The organism is Rhodococcus sp. 21391 (assembly GCF_016772255.1).
Taxonomy (GTDB): Bacteria; Actinomycetota; Actinomycetes; order Mycobacteriales; family Mycobacteriaceae; genus Rhodococcus_F; species Rhodococcus_F opacus.
Genome location: NZ_CP063781.1, coordinates 3,373,245 through 3,391,198, shown reverse-complemented (window position 1 = coordinate 3,391,198; position 17,954 = coordinate 3,373,245). Strand labels below are relative to the sequence as shown.

General features: G+C 68.5%; 17 protein-coding genes. 9 read left to right on the top strand and 8 right to left on the bottom strand.

The window, feature by feature from the left end; all coding sequences use genetic code 11:
• Window positions 1–97: 97 nt before the first annotated feature.
• Window positions 98–1,066: a proteasome assembly chaperone family protein gene (locus GO592_RS15815; RefSeq protein ID WP_005568502.1), complete on the bottom strand. Its 969-nt coding sequence runs from the start codon at window positions 1,064–1,066 to the stop codon at window positions 98–100.
• Between the two features lie 285 nt (window positions 1,067–1,351).
• Between GO592_RS15815 and GO592_RS15810 the strand changes: the two genes are divergently transcribed.
• The 3 genes from GO592_RS15810 to GO592_RS15800 all read left to right on the top strand — a co-directional run bounded on the left by GO592_RS15810 (window position 1,352) and on the right by GO592_RS15800 (window position 4,084).
• Window positions 1,352–1,978, top strand: coding sequence for an MBL fold metallo-hydrolase (locus GO592_RS15810; RefSeq protein WP_007296341.1), 627 nt, complete (start codon window positions 1,352–1,354; stop codon window positions 1,976–1,978).
• 140 nt (window positions 1,979–2,118) lie between these two features.
• Window positions 2,119–2,784 carry a DUF5642 family protein gene (locus GO592_RS15805; RefSeq protein WP_005568504.1) on the top strand — a complete coding sequence of 222 codons (666 nt, stop codon included), beginning with the start codon at window positions 2,119–2,121 and terminating at the stop codon, window positions 2,782–2,784.
• A 160-nt stretch (window positions 2,785–2,944) separates the two neighbouring features.
• On the top strand, window positions 2,945–4,084 hold the full coding sequence (locus GO592_RS15800) for a DUF4192 domain-containing protein (protein WP_005261106.1): 1,140 nt from the start codon (window positions 2,945–2,947) through the stop codon (window positions 4,082–4,084).
• A 19-nt stretch (window positions 4,085–4,103) separates the two neighbouring features.
• Here the strand turns inward: GO592_RS15800 and galE are convergent, their stop codons facing one another.
• Entirely contained in the window at window positions 4,104–5,096 is a 993-nt protein-coding gene (gene galE, locus GO592_RS15795) for a UDP-glucose 4-epimerase GalE (RefSeq protein WP_007296340.1), read from the bottom strand.
• A 3-nt stretch (window positions 5,097–5,099) separates the two neighbouring features.
• Window positions 5,100–5,792, bottom strand: coding sequence for a metal-dependent transcriptional regulator (locus GO592_RS15790; protein WP_005240804.1), 693 nt, complete (start codon window positions 5,790–5,792; stop codon window positions 5,100–5,102).
• 134 nt (window positions 5,793–5,926) lie between these two features.
• Here GO592_RS15790 and GO592_RS15785 point away from each other — a divergent pair, with 134 nt between their 5' ends.
• Window positions 5,927–7,198 (top strand): acetoin utilization protein AcuC, encoded by a 1,272-nt coding sequence (locus GO592_RS15785; RefSeq protein WP_005261104.1) that lies wholly within the window; start codon window positions 5,927–5,929, stop codon window positions 7,196–7,198.
• Window positions 7,191–9,953: a bifunctional acetate--CoA ligase family protein/GNAT family N-acetyltransferase gene (locus GO592_RS15780; RefSeq protein ID WP_007296339.1), complete on the top strand. Its 2,763-nt coding sequence runs from the start codon at window positions 7,191–7,193 to the stop codon at window positions 9,951–9,953. The genes GO592_RS15785 and GO592_RS15780 overlap by 8 nt, the downstream gene beginning before the upstream one ends.
• An 85-nt stretch (window positions 9,954–10,038) precedes the next feature.
• Here GO592_RS15780 and GO592_RS15775 read toward each other — a convergent pair whose 3' ends face one another.
• The 3 genes from GO592_RS15775 to GO592_RS15765 all read right to left on the bottom strand — a co-directional run bounded on the left by GO592_RS15775 (window position 10,039) and on the right by GO592_RS15765 (window position 13,045).
• Window positions 10,039–11,010, bottom strand: coding sequence for a sigma-70 family RNA polymerase sigma factor (locus GO592_RS15775; protein ID WP_005261102.1), 972 nt, complete (start codon window positions 11,008–11,010; stop codon window positions 10,039–10,041).
• A gap of 166 nt (window positions 11,011–11,176) precedes the next feature.
• Complete coding sequence (locus GO592_RS15770; RefSeq protein WP_007296338.1) at window positions 11,177–12,655, bottom strand: DUF7782 domain-containing protein; 1,479 nt, start codon at window positions 12,653–12,655, stop codon at window positions 11,177–11,179.
• Between the two features lie 30 nt (window positions 12,656–12,685).
• Window positions 12,686–13,045: a DUF3099 domain-containing protein gene (locus GO592_RS15765; protein WP_005261100.1), complete on the bottom strand. Its 360-nt coding sequence runs from the start codon at window positions 13,043–13,045 to the stop codon at window positions 12,686–12,688.
• A 76-nt stretch (window positions 13,046–13,121) separates the two neighbouring features.
• On the opposite strand from GO592_RS15765, the gene GO592_RS15760 reads away from it, so the two are divergent.
• Window positions 13,122–13,358: a DUF3039 domain-containing protein gene (locus GO592_RS15760; RefSeq protein WP_005240826.1), complete on the top strand. Its 237-nt coding sequence runs from the start codon at window positions 13,122–13,124 to the stop codon at window positions 13,356–13,358.
• Here GO592_RS15760 and GO592_RS15755 read toward each other — a convergent pair.
• Entirely contained in the window at window positions 13,331–14,503 is a 1,173-nt protein-coding gene (locus tag GO592_RS15755) for a YihY/virulence factor BrkB family protein (RefSeq protein WP_039950704.1), read from the bottom strand. The two genes, GO592_RS15760 and GO592_RS15755, sit on opposite strands and share 28 nt — an antisense overlap.
• A gap of 255 nt (window positions 14,504–14,758) precedes the next feature.
• Here GO592_RS15755 and GO592_RS15750 point away from each other — a divergent pair, with 255 nt between their 5' ends.
• Window positions 14,759–16,507 carry a DEAD/DEAH box helicase gene (locus tag GO592_RS15750; RefSeq protein WP_007296336.1) on the top strand — a complete coding sequence of 583 codons (1,749 nt, stop codon included), beginning with the start codon at window positions 14,759–14,761 and terminating at the stop codon, window positions 16,505–16,507.
• Window positions 16,508–16,615: 108 nt separating this feature from the next.
• Here GO592_RS15750 and GO592_RS44455 read toward each other — a convergent pair whose 3' ends face one another.
• Window positions 16,616–16,810: a DUF7455 domain-containing protein gene (locus GO592_RS44455; protein WP_005240831.1), complete on the bottom strand. Its 195-nt coding sequence runs from the start codon at window positions 16,808–16,810 to the stop codon at window positions 16,616–16,618.
• Between the two features lie 260 nt (window positions 16,811–17,070).
• Here GO592_RS44455 and GO592_RS15745 point away from each other — a divergent pair, with 260 nt between their 5' ends.
• Both GO592_RS15745 and GO592_RS15740 read left to right on the top strand, forming a co-directional pair.
• The gene (locus GO592_RS15745) at window positions 17,071–17,424 is read left to right on the top strand and encodes a DUF952 domain-containing protein (protein ID WP_005261097.1); all 354 of its coding nucleotides are present in this window, start codon (window positions 17,071–17,073) and stop codon (window positions 17,422–17,424) included.
• Between the two features lie 47 nt (window positions 17,425–17,471).
• Window positions 17,472–17,954 carry a cation:proton antiporter regulatory subunit gene (locus GO592_RS15740; protein WP_039950701.1) on the top strand — a complete coding sequence of 161 codons (483 nt, stop codon included), beginning with the start codon at window positions 17,472–17,474 and terminating at the stop codon, window positions 17,952–17,954.

Here is a 17,954-nt window from a genome sequence, read left to right as displayed (position 1 = left end):
TCCGCTTGGTCTCGACGCTATTGCACCGCTCTCGGCCGAACAACTGGACCGTGCGGTCGCACAGTGTCCGAGTGGCGACCGCACAACAGCTCCTCGGTCACGCCCCGCCCCGTGATCCCCCCTCCTCCTCGGAACCGCCGTCCTCGCCGTCCTGCAGGGCCTGTTCGGCGAGGAAACGCTCGAATTCTGCACCGAGTTCGTCACCACTCGGCAGGTCTTCTTCGCTGGCCAGGAGCGTGGACTGCTGTTCTTGAGCTGTTACGTACGCATCGTACTGGCGTTCCAGGGCGTGGACGACGGTTTGTACCTCCTCGTTACCTGCGATGTGCTCGTCGACCTGTTCGCGGACGCGTGCGGCGGCCTCGCCGAGCGCGGCCAGCGGCAGGTCCAGGTCGGTGACGTCACTCACATTCTCGAGGAGGGTCTCGGCGGCGCCCGGGTAGTCCGTCTGCGCCAGGTAATGAGGGACGTGAACCGAGAACCCGACCGACTCGTGCCCGTGCTGCGCCATCCGCAACTCGATCAGCGAGGACGCGCTGCCGGGAACCTGCAGTTCGCCGGACCAGCGCTGGTGGTCCTTGATCAGGTCCTTGTTCGTCGAATGCGCGGTCACCCCGAGCGGGCGGGTGTGCGGGATGGCCATCGGAATGGCATTGATGCCCACGGTCCGGCGTACACCGAGCTGCTCGGCCAGCAGGCGCACCGCCGTCGTGAACCGCTCCCAGCGGAGATCGGGTTCCATGCCGGCCAGCAGCAGGAACGGGGTACCCGCCGTGTCCTTCAGCGCATACAGGTTCAGCTCGGGCTGGTCGTAGTCCGAGAAGTGGTCGGCCTTGAACGTCATGGTGGGCCGACGGGAGCGGTAATCGACGAGTTCGTCGACCGCGAAGGAGGCGACCAGCTCGCTCTCGAGGCTCTCTCGGAGATGCGTCGTGGCGAGTTTGACAGCGTGGCCTGCGTCGGAGAAGCCCTCGAGTCCGTGGATCAGTACAGGTCCCTGGCCGTCCGCGGAGGACAGCTGCGGTGCCGGGAACTCCAGCTCGTACATCTTCGACTGTTCGTCCATTACAGACCTCTTCTCCTTCGTGCCTGGCCTCCAGTGTCCCCTATCGTCTCCGGCATCGATACGTCGGACTTTGCTCTCGGAGGTCCCGCTCTGGGGGAACACGGCGCGGGCGACCGATAATTCCCGTCCGGGGCCTTCCGGTGTTCGCCCACAGCGAGATCCCGCGCACGGTCTGTGGCAATGTGAGGAACGGCATGGGCCGAGACGGACGAGATCCTGGAGGTGCACGATGTCTGCACGGGTACGAAGAATTGCGCACCGGGTTCGGCGATCGGCGGTCGAGTCGTGAGCGTGCGCATCGACCGAGTGGTCACCTCCGGCACCTTCAGTCTCGACGGGGGTACCTGGGACGTCGACAACAACGTGTGGATCGTCGGCGACGACTCCGAGGTGGTGGTGATCGACGCCGCGCACACCGCCGCCCCGATCGTCGAGGCTGTCGGCGGCAGGCACGTGCGGGCCATCGTCTGCACGCACGGCCACAACGACCACGTCACGGTGGCGCCGGAACTGTCCACGGCGCTGGACGCCCCTCTCTACCTCCATGCGGCCGACGACGTGTTGTGGCGACAGACTCACCCCGCGGTCGTCTACACGCCGATCGAGGACGGGCAGGAGATCGCCGTGGCCGGGACCGACCTCCGCGTGCTCCACACGCCCGGGCACTCGCCCGGCTCCGGCTGTCTGTATCTGCCGGAGGCGGGGGAGTTGTTCAGTGGTGACACCCTGTTCTCGGGCGGACCGGGAGCCACCGGGCGCTCCTACTCGGACTTCCCGACGATCATCGGGTCCATCCGCGATCGTCTGTTCGCGCTACCGCCGTCGACGACGGTCCGCACCGGGCACGGCGACGGAACCACCATCGGGACCGAATCCCCGCATCTGGAGGAGTGGATCGCCCGCGGCAACTGAGCCGCAGCCTCCCCGCTGTCGGTGCGCCGGCGTGGCAGAGTGGCGGAAAGGCTCCCCGGGCGGGGGCACCACACATCCGACACGGGAGGTCGACGGTGAGGTCTCGGCGCACAGCGGTACGGACGGCCATCGTTGTCCCGGTGGTCTCGCTGGCCGCGGTGACGATTCTCTCCGGGTGTTCCTCGACGGTCTCCGGTGTCGCGCAGCCGAGCACGACCATCGCGGCCGGTTCGCCGTCCGGAAAGGGACTGTCGAAGCTTCTGGTCGATCCGGCCGACTTCCCGGCCCGGTACGAGGCGATCGTGCTGCCCGCCCAGGCCGTGTCGATGGCGGCACCCGACCTGACGGGAGTACCGCAGGGCGCGGTGGTCGACCCTGCGGACTGTGCGCCGCCTGCGCAGGACTACGGACCGACCGGCACCGTCATGGCGGTGGGCACGGACAACGCGAGCCGTTCGACGATCTCGGTCGAGCTCACCAGAACCGATACACCCCTCGACGAACTGGCGGCACAGACGAAGAAGTGCGGCGAGGTCACCGTGACGGACAGTGGGGCCGAGTCCACCGTCACCACCGCGGTCACGCCGGCCCCTCCGGTCCGGGCCGACGACACCCTCGCGCTGCGGCGGACCGTCAAGTCCGGCAATGAGAGCGACAAGGTCACCCAGTCGATGGTCACGTTGATCGCGCAGGTGGGAGACGTGCGGGTGTCCGCGACCTTCATGTCTTTCGGCGACGCGAAGGCCGACACGGTCGCGCTCGACGAGTTGTTCACCGCCGCGGTGCAGAAGGTGCAGAACAGCTGAGCGGGCCCTAGCACAGGGCTCCGACGACTTCTCGGTCGATCGGCGCGTCTGCGCGGCGCGGCGGCCCGGTTGTCCACAACCGACGGCCCATCCACAGCCCTCTGGATTTTCCCAGTTCGCCCGCCGTGCGGCGACGCGTCGACCCGTCAAAGTCTGATGCATGACGACACCCGCATTCCCGCACGGTTCCGGTTTCTCCGACGATCCCGGCGGGGGACCGCCCCCGCACCAGCACACCGTCACGTTGTCCGCCCCGGGCGACCTACTCGCCTCGGTTCCCGCACTGCTCGGATTCCGGCCCGCCCGCTCGATCGTGGCGGTGTGTCTGTCCGGGGAGCGCAACCCGTCGGTCGGAGCCGTCATGAGACACGACTTGGTCCTCAGCGGCGGCGACGTGCCGACCCCGCCGATGTACGCGGCGTTGGGTCAGTTTGCCACCGTCTGTGAGAGGGAGCAGGCCACCGGGGTGCTCCTGGTGCTCGTCGACGACCGCTTCACCGACCCGGCCGCGATCGCCCTGGACGAGCTGTCCGCGATCGTCGAAGAATTCGAAGAGCTCCTCGACTTCACACCGACCGAACTTCTCGACGTGTTCGTCACGGCGGAGATCGCGGCCGGCCGCGAATGGTTCAGCCTCCTCGGCGGCGGTGAGTGCGGAGCCCAGTCCGACCCGACGTCGTCCCGGGTCGCGCTCGCGCGGGTCGTCGAGGGCAGGGCCATCCGTTCTTCGCGCGAGGAGCTGGAAGCCACCATCGAGGTGGGCCCGGTGCTCGAACGGATGCAGATCGCCGCCCTCATCGAACGTGGCCGTCAATCATCGCTTCTGCGAAGGGAATTGGCAGGACGATCGGCCACGCCAGAGCGTGGTCACCGTCTCGAACTCGAGCTCGTGCTGACACACGTCGCGCGGGTGTCGTCCGGGGAGCGGCTCCTCGCGCCGGAGTACGCGGAACTCGCGCTCGCACTAGAGAACGTCACCGTCCGGGACAGCGCGCTCGCTCTGGCCGTCGGCCCGTACGCCGACGACGCGGAGCAACTGTGGATTCTCCTCGCCCGCAACCTCCCGGATCCGGAACGCGCGAACCCGGCGGCGCTGCTCGGATACAGCGCCTACCTTCGTGGCGACGGGCCGTTCGCCGGCATCGCGCTGGCCGCCGCCCTGGACTCGGAGCCGGGGCACGTACTGGCCACCCTGCTCGACGGTGCACTGCACTCCGGACTCCGGCCGACCGAGGTGCGGGGCCTGGCCGACGTCGGTTACGAGCGAGCCGAAGCGATCGGCGTCGTGCTGCCCCGCTGAATCGCGGCCTGAGCCGGCGTCACCGGCGTGCCGCGTGCGACCGGTCGCCCAGCTCCTGCAGGTAGGCCCACGCGTCGGCGACGATCTCGTCGAGGTCGGTGTGCTCCGGCCGCCACCCGAGCTCCGCGATTGCACGATCACTCGACGCCACCAGCACGGCGGGATCGCCTGCCCGGCGCGGTGCGTCCTCGACCGCAATGGGGAGACCGGTGACCCGCGCGCACGCCGAGATGACTTCGCGCACACTGAAACCCGCACCGCTGCCGAGATTGTAGATGCGGTGCCTGCCCTCGATCGACGACTCCAGTGCCAGCACGTGCGCCTCGGCGAGGTCGAGCACATGGATGTAGTCGCGGATCGCCGTTCCGTCCGGAGTCGGCCAGTCGGTGCCGAAGATCGAGATCTTCTCCCGCTGACCGAGCGCCACCTGGAGCACGAGAGGAATCAAATGCGTTTCGACGACCCGGTTCTCGCCGGCCGACTTGTACGCTCCCGCGACGTTGAAGTACCGCAGGCTGGTCGCCGCGAGCGAATGGGCCACCGAGTACGACGTGATGGCATGGTCGATCGCGAGTTTCGTCGCCCCGTACGGATTGGTGGGACGGGTCGGATCGGCCTCCGTGATCGGCGAGTGCTCCGGCTCGCCGTACGTCGCGGCGGTCGACGAGAACACGAGTTTCCGTGTCCCCGAATGCCGCATGGCCTCGAGAAGCTCGAGCGTGGTGACGACGTTGCCGCGCCAGTACTTCTCCGGGTACTGGACGGACTCGCCGACGAGCGACTGCGCCGCGAAATGCAGGACGCCGTCGAAGCGGGGTGTGCCGCTCGTGCCGAGCAAGTCCGACACCACCTCCGCGACGTCGCCCTCGACGAACTCGGCACCGAGCGGCACCGCGTCGGCGTTACCCGTGGACAGGTCGTCGATGATGACGACCTCGTGTCCGCGTTCGAGCAGGACCGTGCTGCAGACGCTGCCGACGTAGCCGGCGCCGCCGGTGACCAGAAGTTTCATCGACTATCCCTGTACCTGCTTCACCTGGACGGCGTGTGCCATCTCCTCGGACAGATCGAACCCGCTGTGGCCGGGCACCGTGATGGTGACCGAACCGGGCTTGGTCTCGACGGTGACGCGCGCGTCCGGAACGACGCCCGCCTCGCGCAGCTGCCCGATGACGTCCGGATCCGACTGCACGTGCTCCGCGAGGCGCCGGACGACGACAGCGGTCGGCTTGCCGGGCGGCACGTCCGTGAGCCGGATGAGCGTCTCGGGGGCGTCGACCGGGCGGTCCAGCCCGAGCAGCGCGAGCCCGGGAATAGGGTTGCCGTACGGCGAAGTAGTGGGGTTGTTGAGCACCTCCACGAGACGCCGCTCGACTTCCTCGCTCATGACGTGCTCCCAGCGGCACGCCTCCGCATGGACCTCTTCCCACTTGAGGCCGATGACGTCGACCAGCAGTCGTTCGGCGAGGCGGTGCTTGCGCATCACCGACACCGCGAGTTCGCGGCCCTTCTCCGTCAGTTCCAGGTGGCGGTCACCGGCGACCAGGAGGAGACCGTCACGCTCCATCCGGGCAACGGTCTGGCTGACCGTGGGACCGCTCTGCTCGAGTCGTTCGGCAATACGTGCTCGAAGTGGGACGACGCCCTCTTCTTCCAAGTCATAGATCGTCCGGAGGTACATCTCCGTGGTGTCGACCAGATCCTTCACACTCACACCCCTTCGTCTCGGTTGATTCTACCGGTGATTGCCCGCCACCGGCGCCGTCCGTCCCCGCAGCGCGTCGGTGCCGGTCGTGCCGGGGTCTGCTCGCACCCTCCGCGGGGGACCAGTAGCGTGAGTTCATGACCGCGTCGTTCAGTTCCGGGGAGGATTCGGCTGCACTGGTATCGCACCGTGCAGTCGTGTGGAGTCCGGACTATCTCAGTTATCGGTGGAGTGCGGACCACCCGATGAATCCCACCCGGCTCGAGCTGACCATGTCGCTCGCCCGCAGCCTCGGGATTCTCGAAGGGGTCGAACTGTTGCGGCCCGACGCCGCCTCGGACGCAGACCTGTTGCGGATCCACACTCCCGCGTACGTGGAAGCAGTCAAGCAGGCCGGGCACTCGGCGACGTCGGGTGTGCTCGGTGCGGACGCCCCGCACGGGCTCGGCACCGAGGACAATCCGGTCTTCCCCCAGATGCACGAGGCGAGTGCGATCCTCGCCGGCGGTTCCCTCGCCGCGGCGCAGGAGATCGCAGCGGGACGCACACGCCGGGCGGTGAGCATCGGCGGTGGCATGCACCACGCGATGCCCGACTGGGCCTCCGGCTTCTGTGTGTACAACGATGTCGCCATTGCGATCTCCTGGCTGCTGGACCACGGTTTCGACCGGATCGCCTACATCGACGTCGACGCGCACCACGGGGACGGGGTGCAGCACGCGTTCGCGCACGATCCCCGCGTCCTGACGATCTCGCTCCACCAGCATCCGGCGACGCTCTGGCCCAACACAGGGTGGTCGAGCGAGGTCGGTGAGGGATCGGGGGAGGGCACCGCCGTCAACCTCCCCGTGCTGCCCGGCACCGTCGATGCGTTGTGGCTGCGCGGTTTCCACGCCGTCGTCCCGGGCGCACTCGCGTCGTTCCGGCCCCAGATCGTGATCAGCCAGTGCGGTGTCGACAGCCACCGCGAGGATCCGCTGGCCGACCTCGCCCTGACGGTCGACGGCCAGCGGGCCGCGTTCCTCGCGATGCGTGATCTCGCCGACCGCTACGCCGAAGGACGCTGGCTCGCCGTCGGCGGCGGCGGTTACGGCCTCGTCCGCGTCGTCCCGCGCGCGTGGACCCACCTCATCGCCGCCGCGCTCGACCGCGAGATCGACACGCGCCGTGCCGTACCCGAGGCCTGGCAGGAGCGGGCGCACGCGCTCGCACCCAGCGTGGACCTGCCGGACACGATGGGCGACGGCGGCGAGGTCGACTACCGGCCCTGGGACGGTCCCGGTGGCACACCGGAAACCGGGATCCCCTCGGTCGATCGCGCCCTGACGCGGATCGACTCGGCCGTCATCGCCACTCGCCGCGCCTGCTTCCCGCTACTCGGACTCGACCCGGAGGATCCCCGTGACTGAGCCGACGGACGGCAGCGAGACCACCGACGGCATCCAGACGTCGGAGAGCGCGGAGACGTCGGGCGGCGCCGGGGCGGCGGTCACGACCGAGGCGAAGGGGAAACCCGATGCCGCGCACAACTACCCGCGGCACTGGGTCGCCGACGTGCTGGCGGCGGACGGCGGAGCGGTGGCGTTACGGCCGATCGTGCCGGAGGACGCGGACAAACTCGTCGCGTTCCACTCGAAGCTTTCCGAACGCACCCGCTATCTGCGGTATTTCGGCCCCTACCCGACCATGTCGCAACGGGACATCGTTCATTTCACCACGGTCGATCACCACGACCGGGTGGCGTTCGTGGTGCTGCTCGGGGACGAGATCATCGCCGTCGGCCGGTACGAGCGGCTCATCGGCGAGGGGGACGGCAAGTCCGCGGAGGTGGCGTTCGTCGTCGCCGACGCGCATCAGGGCCGCGGACTCGGGCCCATCCTGCTCGAGCATCTCGCCGCGGCGGCCGCGGAGAACGGCCTGACGATGTTCGTCGCCGAGGTTCTCGCCGAGAACCGGAACATGGTGACGGTGTTCCGCGAGGCGGGATATCAGGTGAGCCGCAGCTTCGAGGGCGGAGTACTCAAGCTCGAGTTCGCGATCGACCCCACCGAAGCGATGGTGTCCGTGCGCAATTCCCGCGAGCGGGCCGCCGAGGCGCGCAGCATGCGCAACGTGCTCAGTCCGCGGTCGGTCGCGGTGATCGGTGCGTCCACCGACCGGGCGAAGGTCGGCAACGCCGTGCTGACCAACCTGCTGCGGGCGGGATTCACCGGCCCGGTGTACCCGGTCAACGCCGAGCACCGTTCGGTCCACGGAGTGCGGGCGTACCCGTCGGTCCGCGACATCCCCGACGAGGTGGATCTCGCCGTCGTCGCGGTACCCGCCGAGTCGATCAACGCCGTCCTCGACGACTGCCTGGACAAGGGGGTCAAGGCACTCGTCGTGGTGTCGTCGGGATTCAGCGAAACCGGGCTGGACGGACGGCAGTCCGAACGTCGCCTCGTCCACGCCGCCCGAGCGCACGGGATGCGGCTGATCGGTCCCAACGCGCTTGGTGTGGCCAACAACGACAGCGAGGTCTCGTTGAACGCCACCCTCGCACCGGTGCTGCCCAGCCCGGGCAACGTCGGATTCTTCTGCCAGTCCGGCGCACTCGGCATCGCGATCCTCGACGAGGCCGCGCGGAGCCGAATCGGATTGTCCGCCTTCGTCTCCGCGGGAAACCGCGCCGACGTCTCCGGCAACGACCTCCTGCAGTACTGGGATTCGGATCCGGCCACCGAGGTGGTGCTGCTGTACCTGGAGAGCTTCGGCAACCCCCGCAAGTTCTCGCGCATCGCGCGCCGAGTGGCGCGGAACAAGCCGATCGTCGCGGTCAAGAGCGGCAGGCACGCCGTCCCGCCCGCATTGGCGGCCAGCGGTGGCGAGATGGACGATTCGATCGTCCGCGCCCTCTTCGAGCAGGCCGGTGTCGTGCAGGTCGGGTCGATCTCCCAGCTGTTCGACTGTGCGCTGCTGTTCGGATATCAGCCGCTGCCCGCGGGACCCCGGCTCGCAGTGGTCGGGAACTCCACCGCCCTCGGTGTGCTCGCCGCGGATGCGGCACGCAGTGAGGGTCTGCAGGTCGGCGACCCCGTCGACCTCGGTCCGCAGGCCGGTCCCGAGGAGTTCGCGGCGGCCGTGCGGACAGCGCTCACGTCCTTCGACGTCGATTCGGTGATCGCCGTGTTCGTACCACCGGTCGCCGTTCCCGTCGAACCCTATGCCCAGGCGCTGCGGGAGGCGGTGCGGGACGCCGACAAACCCGTCCTCACGACGTTCCTTGCGGCGGAGGGTGTGCCCGACGTCCTGGCGGTCCGGGGTGAGGACGGGCACCCGACGCGCGGTTCGGTTCCCTCCTATCCCGGTCCGGAACGCGCGGCGCTGGCACTGGCACGCGCCTGGCGGTACTCGGCGTGGAAGAGCAAACCGTCCTCGAAAGTGGTGCGCCCCAATGGGATCGATCCGGAGCGGGCGAAGACGATGGTCGACGGCTGGCTGGGGACGTCGTCCGGACGCTGGCTGTCAGACTTCGAGGCATCGCAACTCCTCGCGTGCTACGGCGTGAATGTCGTGGAATTCCGTTCCGCCACCACCGAAGACGAGGCCGTGCAGGCCGCCGAGGAGTTGGGGTACCCGGTCGCGGTGAAGGCGACGGGGGAGCAGTGGCGGCACCGGCCGGACCTCGGTGGCGTCCGCCTCGATCTGGTCGGGCCCGATTCGGTCCGCTGGGCCTACCGCGACCTCGCCGCCGCGTCCGGTGAACCGCTACTCCACGTGCAGCGGATGGCCACGAAGGGAATCGGCTGTGTGGTGGGCGTCCAGGACGACCCGTCGTTCGGCTCGCTCATCTCGTTCGGGCTCGCCGGCGTGATCTCCGACCTCCTCGGCGACCGCGCCTACCGGGTCCTGCCCCTCACCGAGGACGCCGCAACGGAACTGATCGACGCACCGAAAGCCGCACCGCTGCTGTCCGGCTACCGCAGCGCGGTCCCAGTGAACAAATCGGCTCTCGTCGACCTCGTGCAGCGGATCTCGGCTCTCGCGGACGACCTCCCGGAGGTGCGGGAACTGGCCTGCGAACCCGTGCTCGCATCGGCCGAGGGCGCGCAGATCACCGATTCGCGTGTTCGGATCGGCCCGGAGCCCAGCGTCGCCGACCTCGGGCCCCGCCGCCTTCGCTGACCGGTCACCCGGCCTCGCAGACAGCGCAACGCCGGTGCCGGTCGCGTACGACCGGCACCGGCGCTGATTCCGGTGGAGGTTCTCGTCAGCTGGCGTAGGAGCGCAACCGCTCGGCGCGGTCGCCCTGACGCAGCTTGCCCATCACTTCGCGCTCGATCTGGCGGACCCGCTCGCGGGAGAGCCCGAAGAGCTTGCCGATCTGGTCGAGAGTGCGCGGCTGACCGTCGTCGAGACCGTAACGCAGCCGGATGACCTGCTGCTCACGCTCGTCGAGGGTGGCCAGCACGCTACGCACGTCGCTGTGCAGGAGACCGGCGATGACGGCGTTCTCCGCCGACGTGGCCTCGGAATCCTCGATGAAGTCGCCCAGGGGCGCTTCCTCGTCGTTGCCGACCGGCATGTCGAGGCTCACCGGGTCGCGGCTGTGGTCGAGGAGATCCGCGATCTTGTGCGCCGGGATGCCCGACTCCTCGGCCAGCTCGTCGTCCGTCGCCTCACGCCCGAGCTGCTGATGCAGCTCACGCTTGATACGGGCCAGCTTGTTGACCTGCTCCACGAGGTGCACTGGGAGCCGGATCGTCCGGCTCTGGTCGGCCATGCCGCGGGTGATCGCCTGACGAATCCACCAGGTGGCGTACGTCGAGAACTTGAACCCCTTCGCGTAGTCGAACTTCTCCATCGCGCGGATCAGACCCAGGTTGCCCTCCTGGATGAGGTCCAGCAGGGGCATGCCGCGTCCGGTGTACCGCTTGGCGAGCGAGACGACGAGCCGCAGGTTGGCCTCGAGGAGGTGTGCGCGGGCTGACTGTCCTTCACGGACGACCGTCGCGAGGTCGCGCTTCTTGGCGGGAGAGAGTCGCTTCCCGGTCTCCAGGATGTGCGCGGCGTACAGCCCAGCCTCGATTCGCTTGGACAGTTCTACCTCGTCTGCGGCCGTCAGCAGAGCTGTGCGGCCGATTCCGTTCAGGTAGACCCGGACCAGGTCGGCAGCGGGGCTCTGGGCGTCCAGATCGGCAGCGCTGGGGCGAATGCGAGTAGTGGTGCTGGGGCTTGTCATGACTTGCCTCCTCATCGGTGGTGTCTCATATGGATCAACGCACCGAAGGCCTGGGAAAGTTCCCGGCCGGTAATTTGCGAAGGCGCTGTGACCTGCGGGTTCCTCGATTCAGTCCTGAGAAGTTGCTGAGAACACGTATAAGGGGCACGGATCGGGAACCCGGCGGCTACGCGGGAAGCACGAGTCCGTGCCGGACGAGAGCGTGCACGAGCGGCACGGCCGACTGCGCGAGTTCCTCGGCGTCGACGCCGTGGGCGGCGGCGAGAAGCTCGATCAGTTCGCCCAGCACGAGGCCGTCACCGCGCATGCCCGCGACGAGCGAGGCGACGAGATCGTCGACCTCGTGCTGCCACGCCGGGCCGTTCCCCCGGTGCAGCCGGGCGACCACCTGGTTCCATCCCTCGTCGCCGGGCAGGAACACCCGCTCCAGGGCGGTGCTCTCCTCCACACGGAAACGCGCGGTGAGCACGTCGTGGTCGCGCAGCCACGCCACCCGCTCGAAGTACGCGAGCGCCTCCGCGCCCAAGGGGTCGCTGAAGCCGTGGGTGAGATCCTCCGCCATCAGATCGGTGGGTGCGTCGGTCCGGCGCAGGTAGACGAACCCGAAGCCGACCCCCTCGACGTTGGCGCTCGCGAGGTGATCCAGCCAGTCCTCGGCAATGGTCGCGGTGGCCGGGTCCCGAGTGTCGAGGCCGCCGTCCCGCATCCAGGTGCCGACGTACAGGGCCGGGTCCGCGACATCCCGCTGCACCACCCACGCGTCGATCCCGTGGGCGGGAAGCCAGGAGGCCACCCGGGCGCGCCAGTCCTCGCCCTCGACGTGGATCCAGGACGCCAGCAGCGCCGCGGTGCCGCCGGGCGCGAGATAGTCGGCCACGCGGGAGATCATCAGCTCACTCGCGCCGTCGAGGTCGAGTCCGGAGTCGCGGTAGGTGTGACCCACCCGGGCGCGGCTGACGACGAACGGCGGATTGGCCACGACCTGATCGAACGTGCGGCCCTCGACCGGATCGAACCACGACCCGGCGAGCAGTTCCATCTCTTCCTCGTTGAGTGCCGCCGTGACGGCCGCCAGATCGACGGCACGGACGTTCAGGTCCGTGGCCGTGACCGAGTCGGCGTAGGACGCGCCGTGCAGGGCCTGAATGCCGCAACCGGTCCCGACGTCGAGCAGCGTCCCGACCGGCGCGGTCGGGGTGGCCTGCAGCAGCGACAGCGACGCGTGCCCGACGCCGATGACGTGGTCGACGGGGGTCTCGCGGGGGCGGAGTGAGCCGTCGAGGTCGGAGAGCACCCAGCGGTTGCCCCCGCCGATGTCCATCGGACGGAGATCGAGGGCCGCCCGGACGACGTCGCCGTCGGATTCGAGCAGGCCGGCCGCCACGGCGTCCTCGACCGGCAGCGGGGACAGCGCCGCGGCCACCTCACCGACGGGACAGTCGTCGGTGAGAAGGAACAGGCGGATCAGGGTGCCGAGTTCGCCGCAGGCCGCGCTGGCCCGGCGTACCGGGACCGGCTCGTTGCGGCTCAGCGCCGCATGGACCTCGGGGCCCAGCGCATCGAGCAGGGTGTCCGTGTCGTACCGGTTGCGGCGGAGGGCCGAACGCAGAGAGGGGCAGATCGACAGCAGCTCGTCACGGTTCACCCGTGCATTGTTGCAGCACGCCCGACTGTGTCAGCCCTCGATCGTGTGGTGCGGCGGCGCGGGCAGCGCGGTGGACGGCGACTCGCGGTGGTCGTACCGGCTGGGCTCGTCCTTGGTGCGCGGCGGGCGGTCGTTGGCGATGAGAACCGCGATCCACGGCAGCGGGATCGACACACCGATGATCGCCATCGAGATCCACGGGTTCTCCCAGATGCCGTACGCCACCGCCGCGAAAATCAGCGCGGGGAACCGGAAGGACATGATGAGCAGGTACTTGCGGACACGGGCGCGATGTTGATCCTCGATGGATCGCGCCGCCTCGGTGATGAGAACCGGATTGCTCGGGGAGCCGGCGTCGTGGGACCCACCGAACCCTGCACTTCGTGCCATGACTCCACTGTTCCACTGTCGGGCGGCAAATGCACACAGGGGTGGGTTCGTCGGCCGGTTGCGGCATTATTGAGGGGTGAGCACTCAAACCAAGGAACGGCCCGACGTCACCACCGACGAGTCGACCGATGACGACACTCCCAAATTCTTCCACTACGTCAAGAAGAACAAGATCGCGGAGAGCGCCGTCATGGGCACTCACGTCGTCGCGTTGTGCGGCGAAGTGTTTCCGGTGACGAAGTCCGCGAAGCCGGGATCGCCGGTCTGCCCCGACTGCAAGAAGATCTACGAAGGATTACGCAAGGGCGACTGAGGCTTCACCGGCGCTCGTCGCACACCCGGCGGCTCGGGAGGTTCTCGTACCGGGCCGTCGGGCTCGTCGTCGTTCCCGGGCTCCGGCTCGCCCGCATCCGGACGGGCACGGTCGCCGACGACCTTGATCGGACCGGTGGCGATGCGACGTGTGAGGCTGGTCACCGGACCTGTCGACGGCGAACTCTCGGCCTGTGCGGCGATCCAATCCCGCATCTGGTCGATGCGGGTGGCACGGGCGGGCCAGAACTCCTGGACGGTGGCGTTGAACTCGGCGCCGAGCACCACCGCGAAACCCAGGAAGAACGTGAACAGCAGGAACGCGATCGGCGTGGCCAGCGCCCCGTACGTGTATCCGGTTCCGGCCACCCAGGAGAGGTAGCGGCGCAGGCAGGTGCTCGCGCCGAGGAAGAAGACCCCCGCCACGAGCGCGCCGCCGAGCAGCCGGTGCCAGGGCAGCGACCGGGGCAGTGCCACCTTGTACAGCGTCGTCAGGCCCACGATGAGCAACAGGCCCACGCCGGGGTAGTAGAACGTGTCGACGATCTCCGTCCCGATCGTGCGCCACGCCTCCGGGAGCACCCTGCCGACGAGCGTCGGCCCCAGCGCGACCAGCGGCAGGGTGAACACGGCGAGGATCAGGAACATCACGTAGAGCAGCAACGCGAACACGCGCTGCCACACCGGGTGCCGCGCCTCCTGCTGGCCGTGGGCCTCGACGATCGAGTCCACGAACGTGGAAATGGCGGAGGAGCCGGCCCACAGGGACAGCAGGAAGCTCAGTGACACGATCTCGGGGCGCCCACGTTCGAGTACGTCGCCGACGGTGGGGCGGATGATCTGTTCGACGACGCTGTCGCTGAACACCGTCCCGCTGAAGTTGATGATCTTCGACTGGATGATGTCGACGGTGTCGGGCCCGAACCAGCCGCCGACGTAGCCGAGCATTCCGAGGAGCCCCAGCAGGAGCGGAGGCAGCGACAGTGTCTGCCAGAACGCCGCCGTGGCCGCCTTTCCGAAGATCGAATCATCCCAGGCCTTGCTCGCTGTGCGACCGATCACGCTCAGTGCACGACGTAGCGGATGCCACCCGGACCGGGGTGGGTCACCGCCACTCTGCGGCGTTGTCGAGGGTGTTTCGGTCATGATGTTTCCAGCATCCCTGACGACACGCCCGGTTGCCCACCGCTGCTGTCCTCGTGTCGCGACAAATCTGTCACTATCGGAACTCGCGAATGCGGTCCGCGTCGGATCCGGACGCTAGGCTCCTTGACGGACAGCGCCTTCGGGTCTGGACCCGGACATGTCGATCGAATACCGAGGAGTGCGAGCAAACAGTGCCATGCCAGCGGAGGGCAGCCCGTGAGTGCTGAGACAGTGGGCTCCCAGTCGGCGCCGAGAATGGAGACCGAGGCAGCGCAGATCGTGGGCACCGAGGCCTACCTCGCACAGACCGAACCTGCCAGACCCGCAGGATCACTGCGCGCCTGGCAGCGTCGTGCGCTGACGAAGTATCTGTCGACCGGACCGCAGGACTTCCTCGCGGTCGCGACGCCGGGCGCCGGTAAGACCACGTTCGCGCTGCGGGTCGCGTCGGAGTTGCTGCGCGACCGCACCGTCGATCAGGTGACCGTGGTCGCACCGACCGAGCACCTCAAGCACCAGTGGGCCGAGTCCGCTGCGCGCAACGGCATCGCGCTGGACTCGTACTTCTCGAACTCGACCGGGCAGACCTCCAGCGACTACCAGGGTGTCGTGGTGACGTACGCGCAGGTCGCCTCCCACCCGTTCAAGCACCGGGTCCGCACCGAGAGCCGCCGCACGCTGGTCATCCTCGACGAGATCCACCACGGTGGCGACGCCAAGAGCTGGGGTGACGCCATCCGGGAGGCGTTCGGTGACGCCACCCGCCGCCTCGCCCTGACCGGTACGCCGTTCCGCAGCGACGACAGTGCGATCCCGTTCGTGACATACGAACCCGATCGCGAGGGTCTGATGCGCTCGAAGGCGGATCACTCCTACGGGTACTCGGACGCCCTCGCGGACGGCGTCGTCCGGCCCGTCGTGTTCCTCGCCTACTCCGGCGAGGCACGCTGGCGGAACAACGCGGGCGAGGAGTTCTCCGCGCGACTCGGTGAGCCGCTCAGCGCGGAGCAGACGGCCCGGGCGTGGCGAACGGCCCTGGACCCGTCGGGCGACTGGATTCCCGCGGTCCTGCACGCCGCAGACACCCGGCTCGGCCAGCTGCGCACGGGCGGCATGCCCGACGCCGGAGGTCTCGTGATCGCCACCGACCAGACCGTGGCCCGTGCGTACGCGCAGACCCTGAAGGCGGTCACCGGGGAAGACCCGGTCGTGGTGCTCTCCGACGACCCCACGGCGTCCAAGCGGATCGCCGAGTTCGGGGCGAGCACCCAGAAGTGGATGGTCGCCGTCCGCATGGTGTCGGAAGGCGTCGACGTTCCCCGCCTGGCCGTCGGTGTGTACGCCACCAGTGCGTCCACCCCGCTCTATTTCGCGCAGGCGATCGGGCGTTTCGTGCGGTCCCGTCGCAAGGGCGAGACCGCGAGCGTGTTCCTCCCGTCGGTTCCGGTGCTGCTCGACCTGGCCAGCCAGCTCGAGGCGCAGCGCGACCACGTGCTCGGCAAGCCCCATCGGGAGAAGGACGGCTTCGACGACGATCTTCTCGCCGACGCGAACAAGCAGAAGGACGAGCTCGGCGAGGAGGAGAAGGCGTTCACCTCGCTCGGCGCGGACGCCGAGCTCGACCAGGTGATCTACGACGGGTCGTCCTTCGGGACGGCCACGTTCTCGGGCTCCGACGAGGAGGCCGACTACCTGGGTCTGCCCGGACTGCTCGACGCCGATCAGATGCGCGCGCTGCTCCGTCAGCGTCAGTCGGAGCAGCTGGACAAGCAGGAGCCCGTGCACACGCCCGTGCCCCAGGTCGCGGACCGGGTGGCCGCCGCCGGACAGCTCGCGCAGCTGCGCCGGGAACTGAACAGTCTCGTCGCGATGCACCACCACCGGACCGGCAAGCCGCACGGCACCATCCACGGCGAACTGCGTCGCGTCTGCGGGGGCCCGCCCACGGCGATCGCCACCGTCGAGCAGCTCACCGAGCGGATCTCCACCCTGCGACAGTGGTGACCGCCGTCACCCGGTGAGTGGACGTAAAGAGAGACCGGCGAGTGCATTGCACTCGCCGGTCTCTTTGCTGAATAGGTGAGCCTGGGACGGGTCACCCGGGCTGACGTATCAGATTGCAGCTTCGGCTTCGGACACGATCGTGGCGTTCATCTCGCGAAGGCGGTCTGCGTGCTCGTTGGCGTGGTGACCGCAGAAGAGCAACTCTCCTCCAGTCGGAAGTACCGCGCGAACGCGGGCTCCCGCACCGCACCGGTCGCACCGGTCGGCTGCGGTCAACGGGGGGCTGGTCAGTGTTCCGGGCATGACTCCTCCGTACTGGCTTCGACTGACGCCGAGTGCCTGGGGCCTTGGTCCGCCGCGTCGGGGGTGGCGCGGTGGATCTACTCTGTCAGACGTTTGGGGTTTACGCGTTGTTCCCATCGGCGTTTCTCAGTGTTGCATCACACACGAAACCCGCCGGAAACGCCCAGTCAGGTGCGTGACGAGCGCAGATGTGAACAGACCGCGCGGTCCGAGTTCGCTGACAGCTGATTCGTTCCGGAGCGTGACGCTAGTCTCACCGTGTGAAATCCGAAGACCAGCTGGTCCACATCTGCAGCCGCGAGGAATGGCGCACCGCGGAACGCGAAGGCAGTCGAGTGCCCGCGACGTTCGCCGCGGACGGTTTCGTGCACCTCTCGACGCCGGCCCAGGTGCATCTGCCCGCCAACAGGTTGTTCGCCGGGCGTACGGACCTCGTCCTGCTGAGGCTCGACCCCGCCGCGCTCGGTGCGCCGGTGAGGTGGGAGCCGGGCGTGCCGGCGGATCCGGCGTCGATGCTGTTTCCACACCTGTACGGGACGCTGCCCGTCACGGCGGTCACCGCGGTCGAGGATTACCGCCCCGACGCCGACGGAATGTTCCCGGCCCGGCACTGACGCGAGCCTTCCGCGGTTGGTCACACCGATCGGTCTACCGTGGAGGCATGAACGTTGAAGTGACGCCACTACCGGGTATCGGGGTGCGTAAGGACTTCGAACTCGCCGCCGGTCGCCGCATCGGTGTCATCACCCACCGCGACGGTCGCACCGATCTGATCGTCTCGAAGGCCGACGATCCCGATGCGTGCGTTGCGTCCGTGCCGCTCACCACCGAGGAGGCGGCAGTCCTCAGCAACCTGCTGGGAGCACCGCAACTGGTGGCGCAGCTGGAGGAGGAGCACCGGGACCTGCCCGGAATCCGCACCAAGCAGCTCTACATCAAGGAGGACTCCCGGTTCGACGGCCGCCCGCTCGGCGACACGGCGATGCGCACCCGCACCGGAGTCTCGATCGTCGCGGTCATGCGGGCCGGTCAGGTGTACCCGTCACCGAAGCCCGACTTCCTGCTCACCTCCGGCGACCTCCTGGTCGCCGTCGGAACCACAGACGGACTGGACGCGTCAGCCAAGCTCCTGGCCAACGGCTGA

Coding starts and splice junctions, on each gene's coding strand:
- GO592_RS15815 (WP_005568502.1), bottom strand. CDS start 1,066: ATGGACGAACAGTCGAAGATGTACGAGCTGGAGTTCCCGGCACCGCAG.
- GO592_RS15800 (WP_005261106.1), top strand. CDS start 2,945: ATGACGACACCCGCATTCCCGCACGGTTCCGGTTTCTCCGACGATCCC.
- galE (WP_007296340.1), bottom strand. CDS start 5,096: ATGAAACTTCTGGTCACCGGCGGCGCCGGCTACGTCGGCAGCGTCTGC.
- GO592_RS15785 (WP_005261104.1), top strand. CDS start 5,927: ATGACCGCGTCGTTCAGTTCCGGGGAGGATTCGGCTGCACTGGTATCG.
- GO592_RS15775 (WP_005261102.1), bottom strand. CDS start 11,010: ATGACAAGCCCCAGCACCACTACTCGCATTCGCCCCAGCGCTGCCGAT.
- GO592_RS15765 (WP_005261100.1), bottom strand. CDS start 13,045: ATGGCACGAAGTGCAGGGTTCGGTGGGTCCCACGACGCCGGCTCCCCG.
- GO592_RS15755 (WP_039950704.1), bottom strand. CDS start 14,503: ATGACCGAAACACCCTCGACAACGCCGCAGAGTGGCGGTGACCCACCC.
- GO592_RS15750 (WP_007296336.1), top strand. CDS start 14,759: ATGGAGACCGAGGCAGCGCAGATCGTGGGCACCGAGGCCTACCTCGCA.
- GO592_RS44455 (WP_005240831.1), bottom strand. CDS start 16,810: ATGCCCGGAACACTGACCAGCCCCCCGTTGACCGCAGCCGACCGGTGC.
- GO592_RS15740 (WP_039950701.1), top strand. CDS start 17,472: ATGAACGTTGAAGTGACGCCACTACCGGGTATCGGGGTGCGTAAGGAC.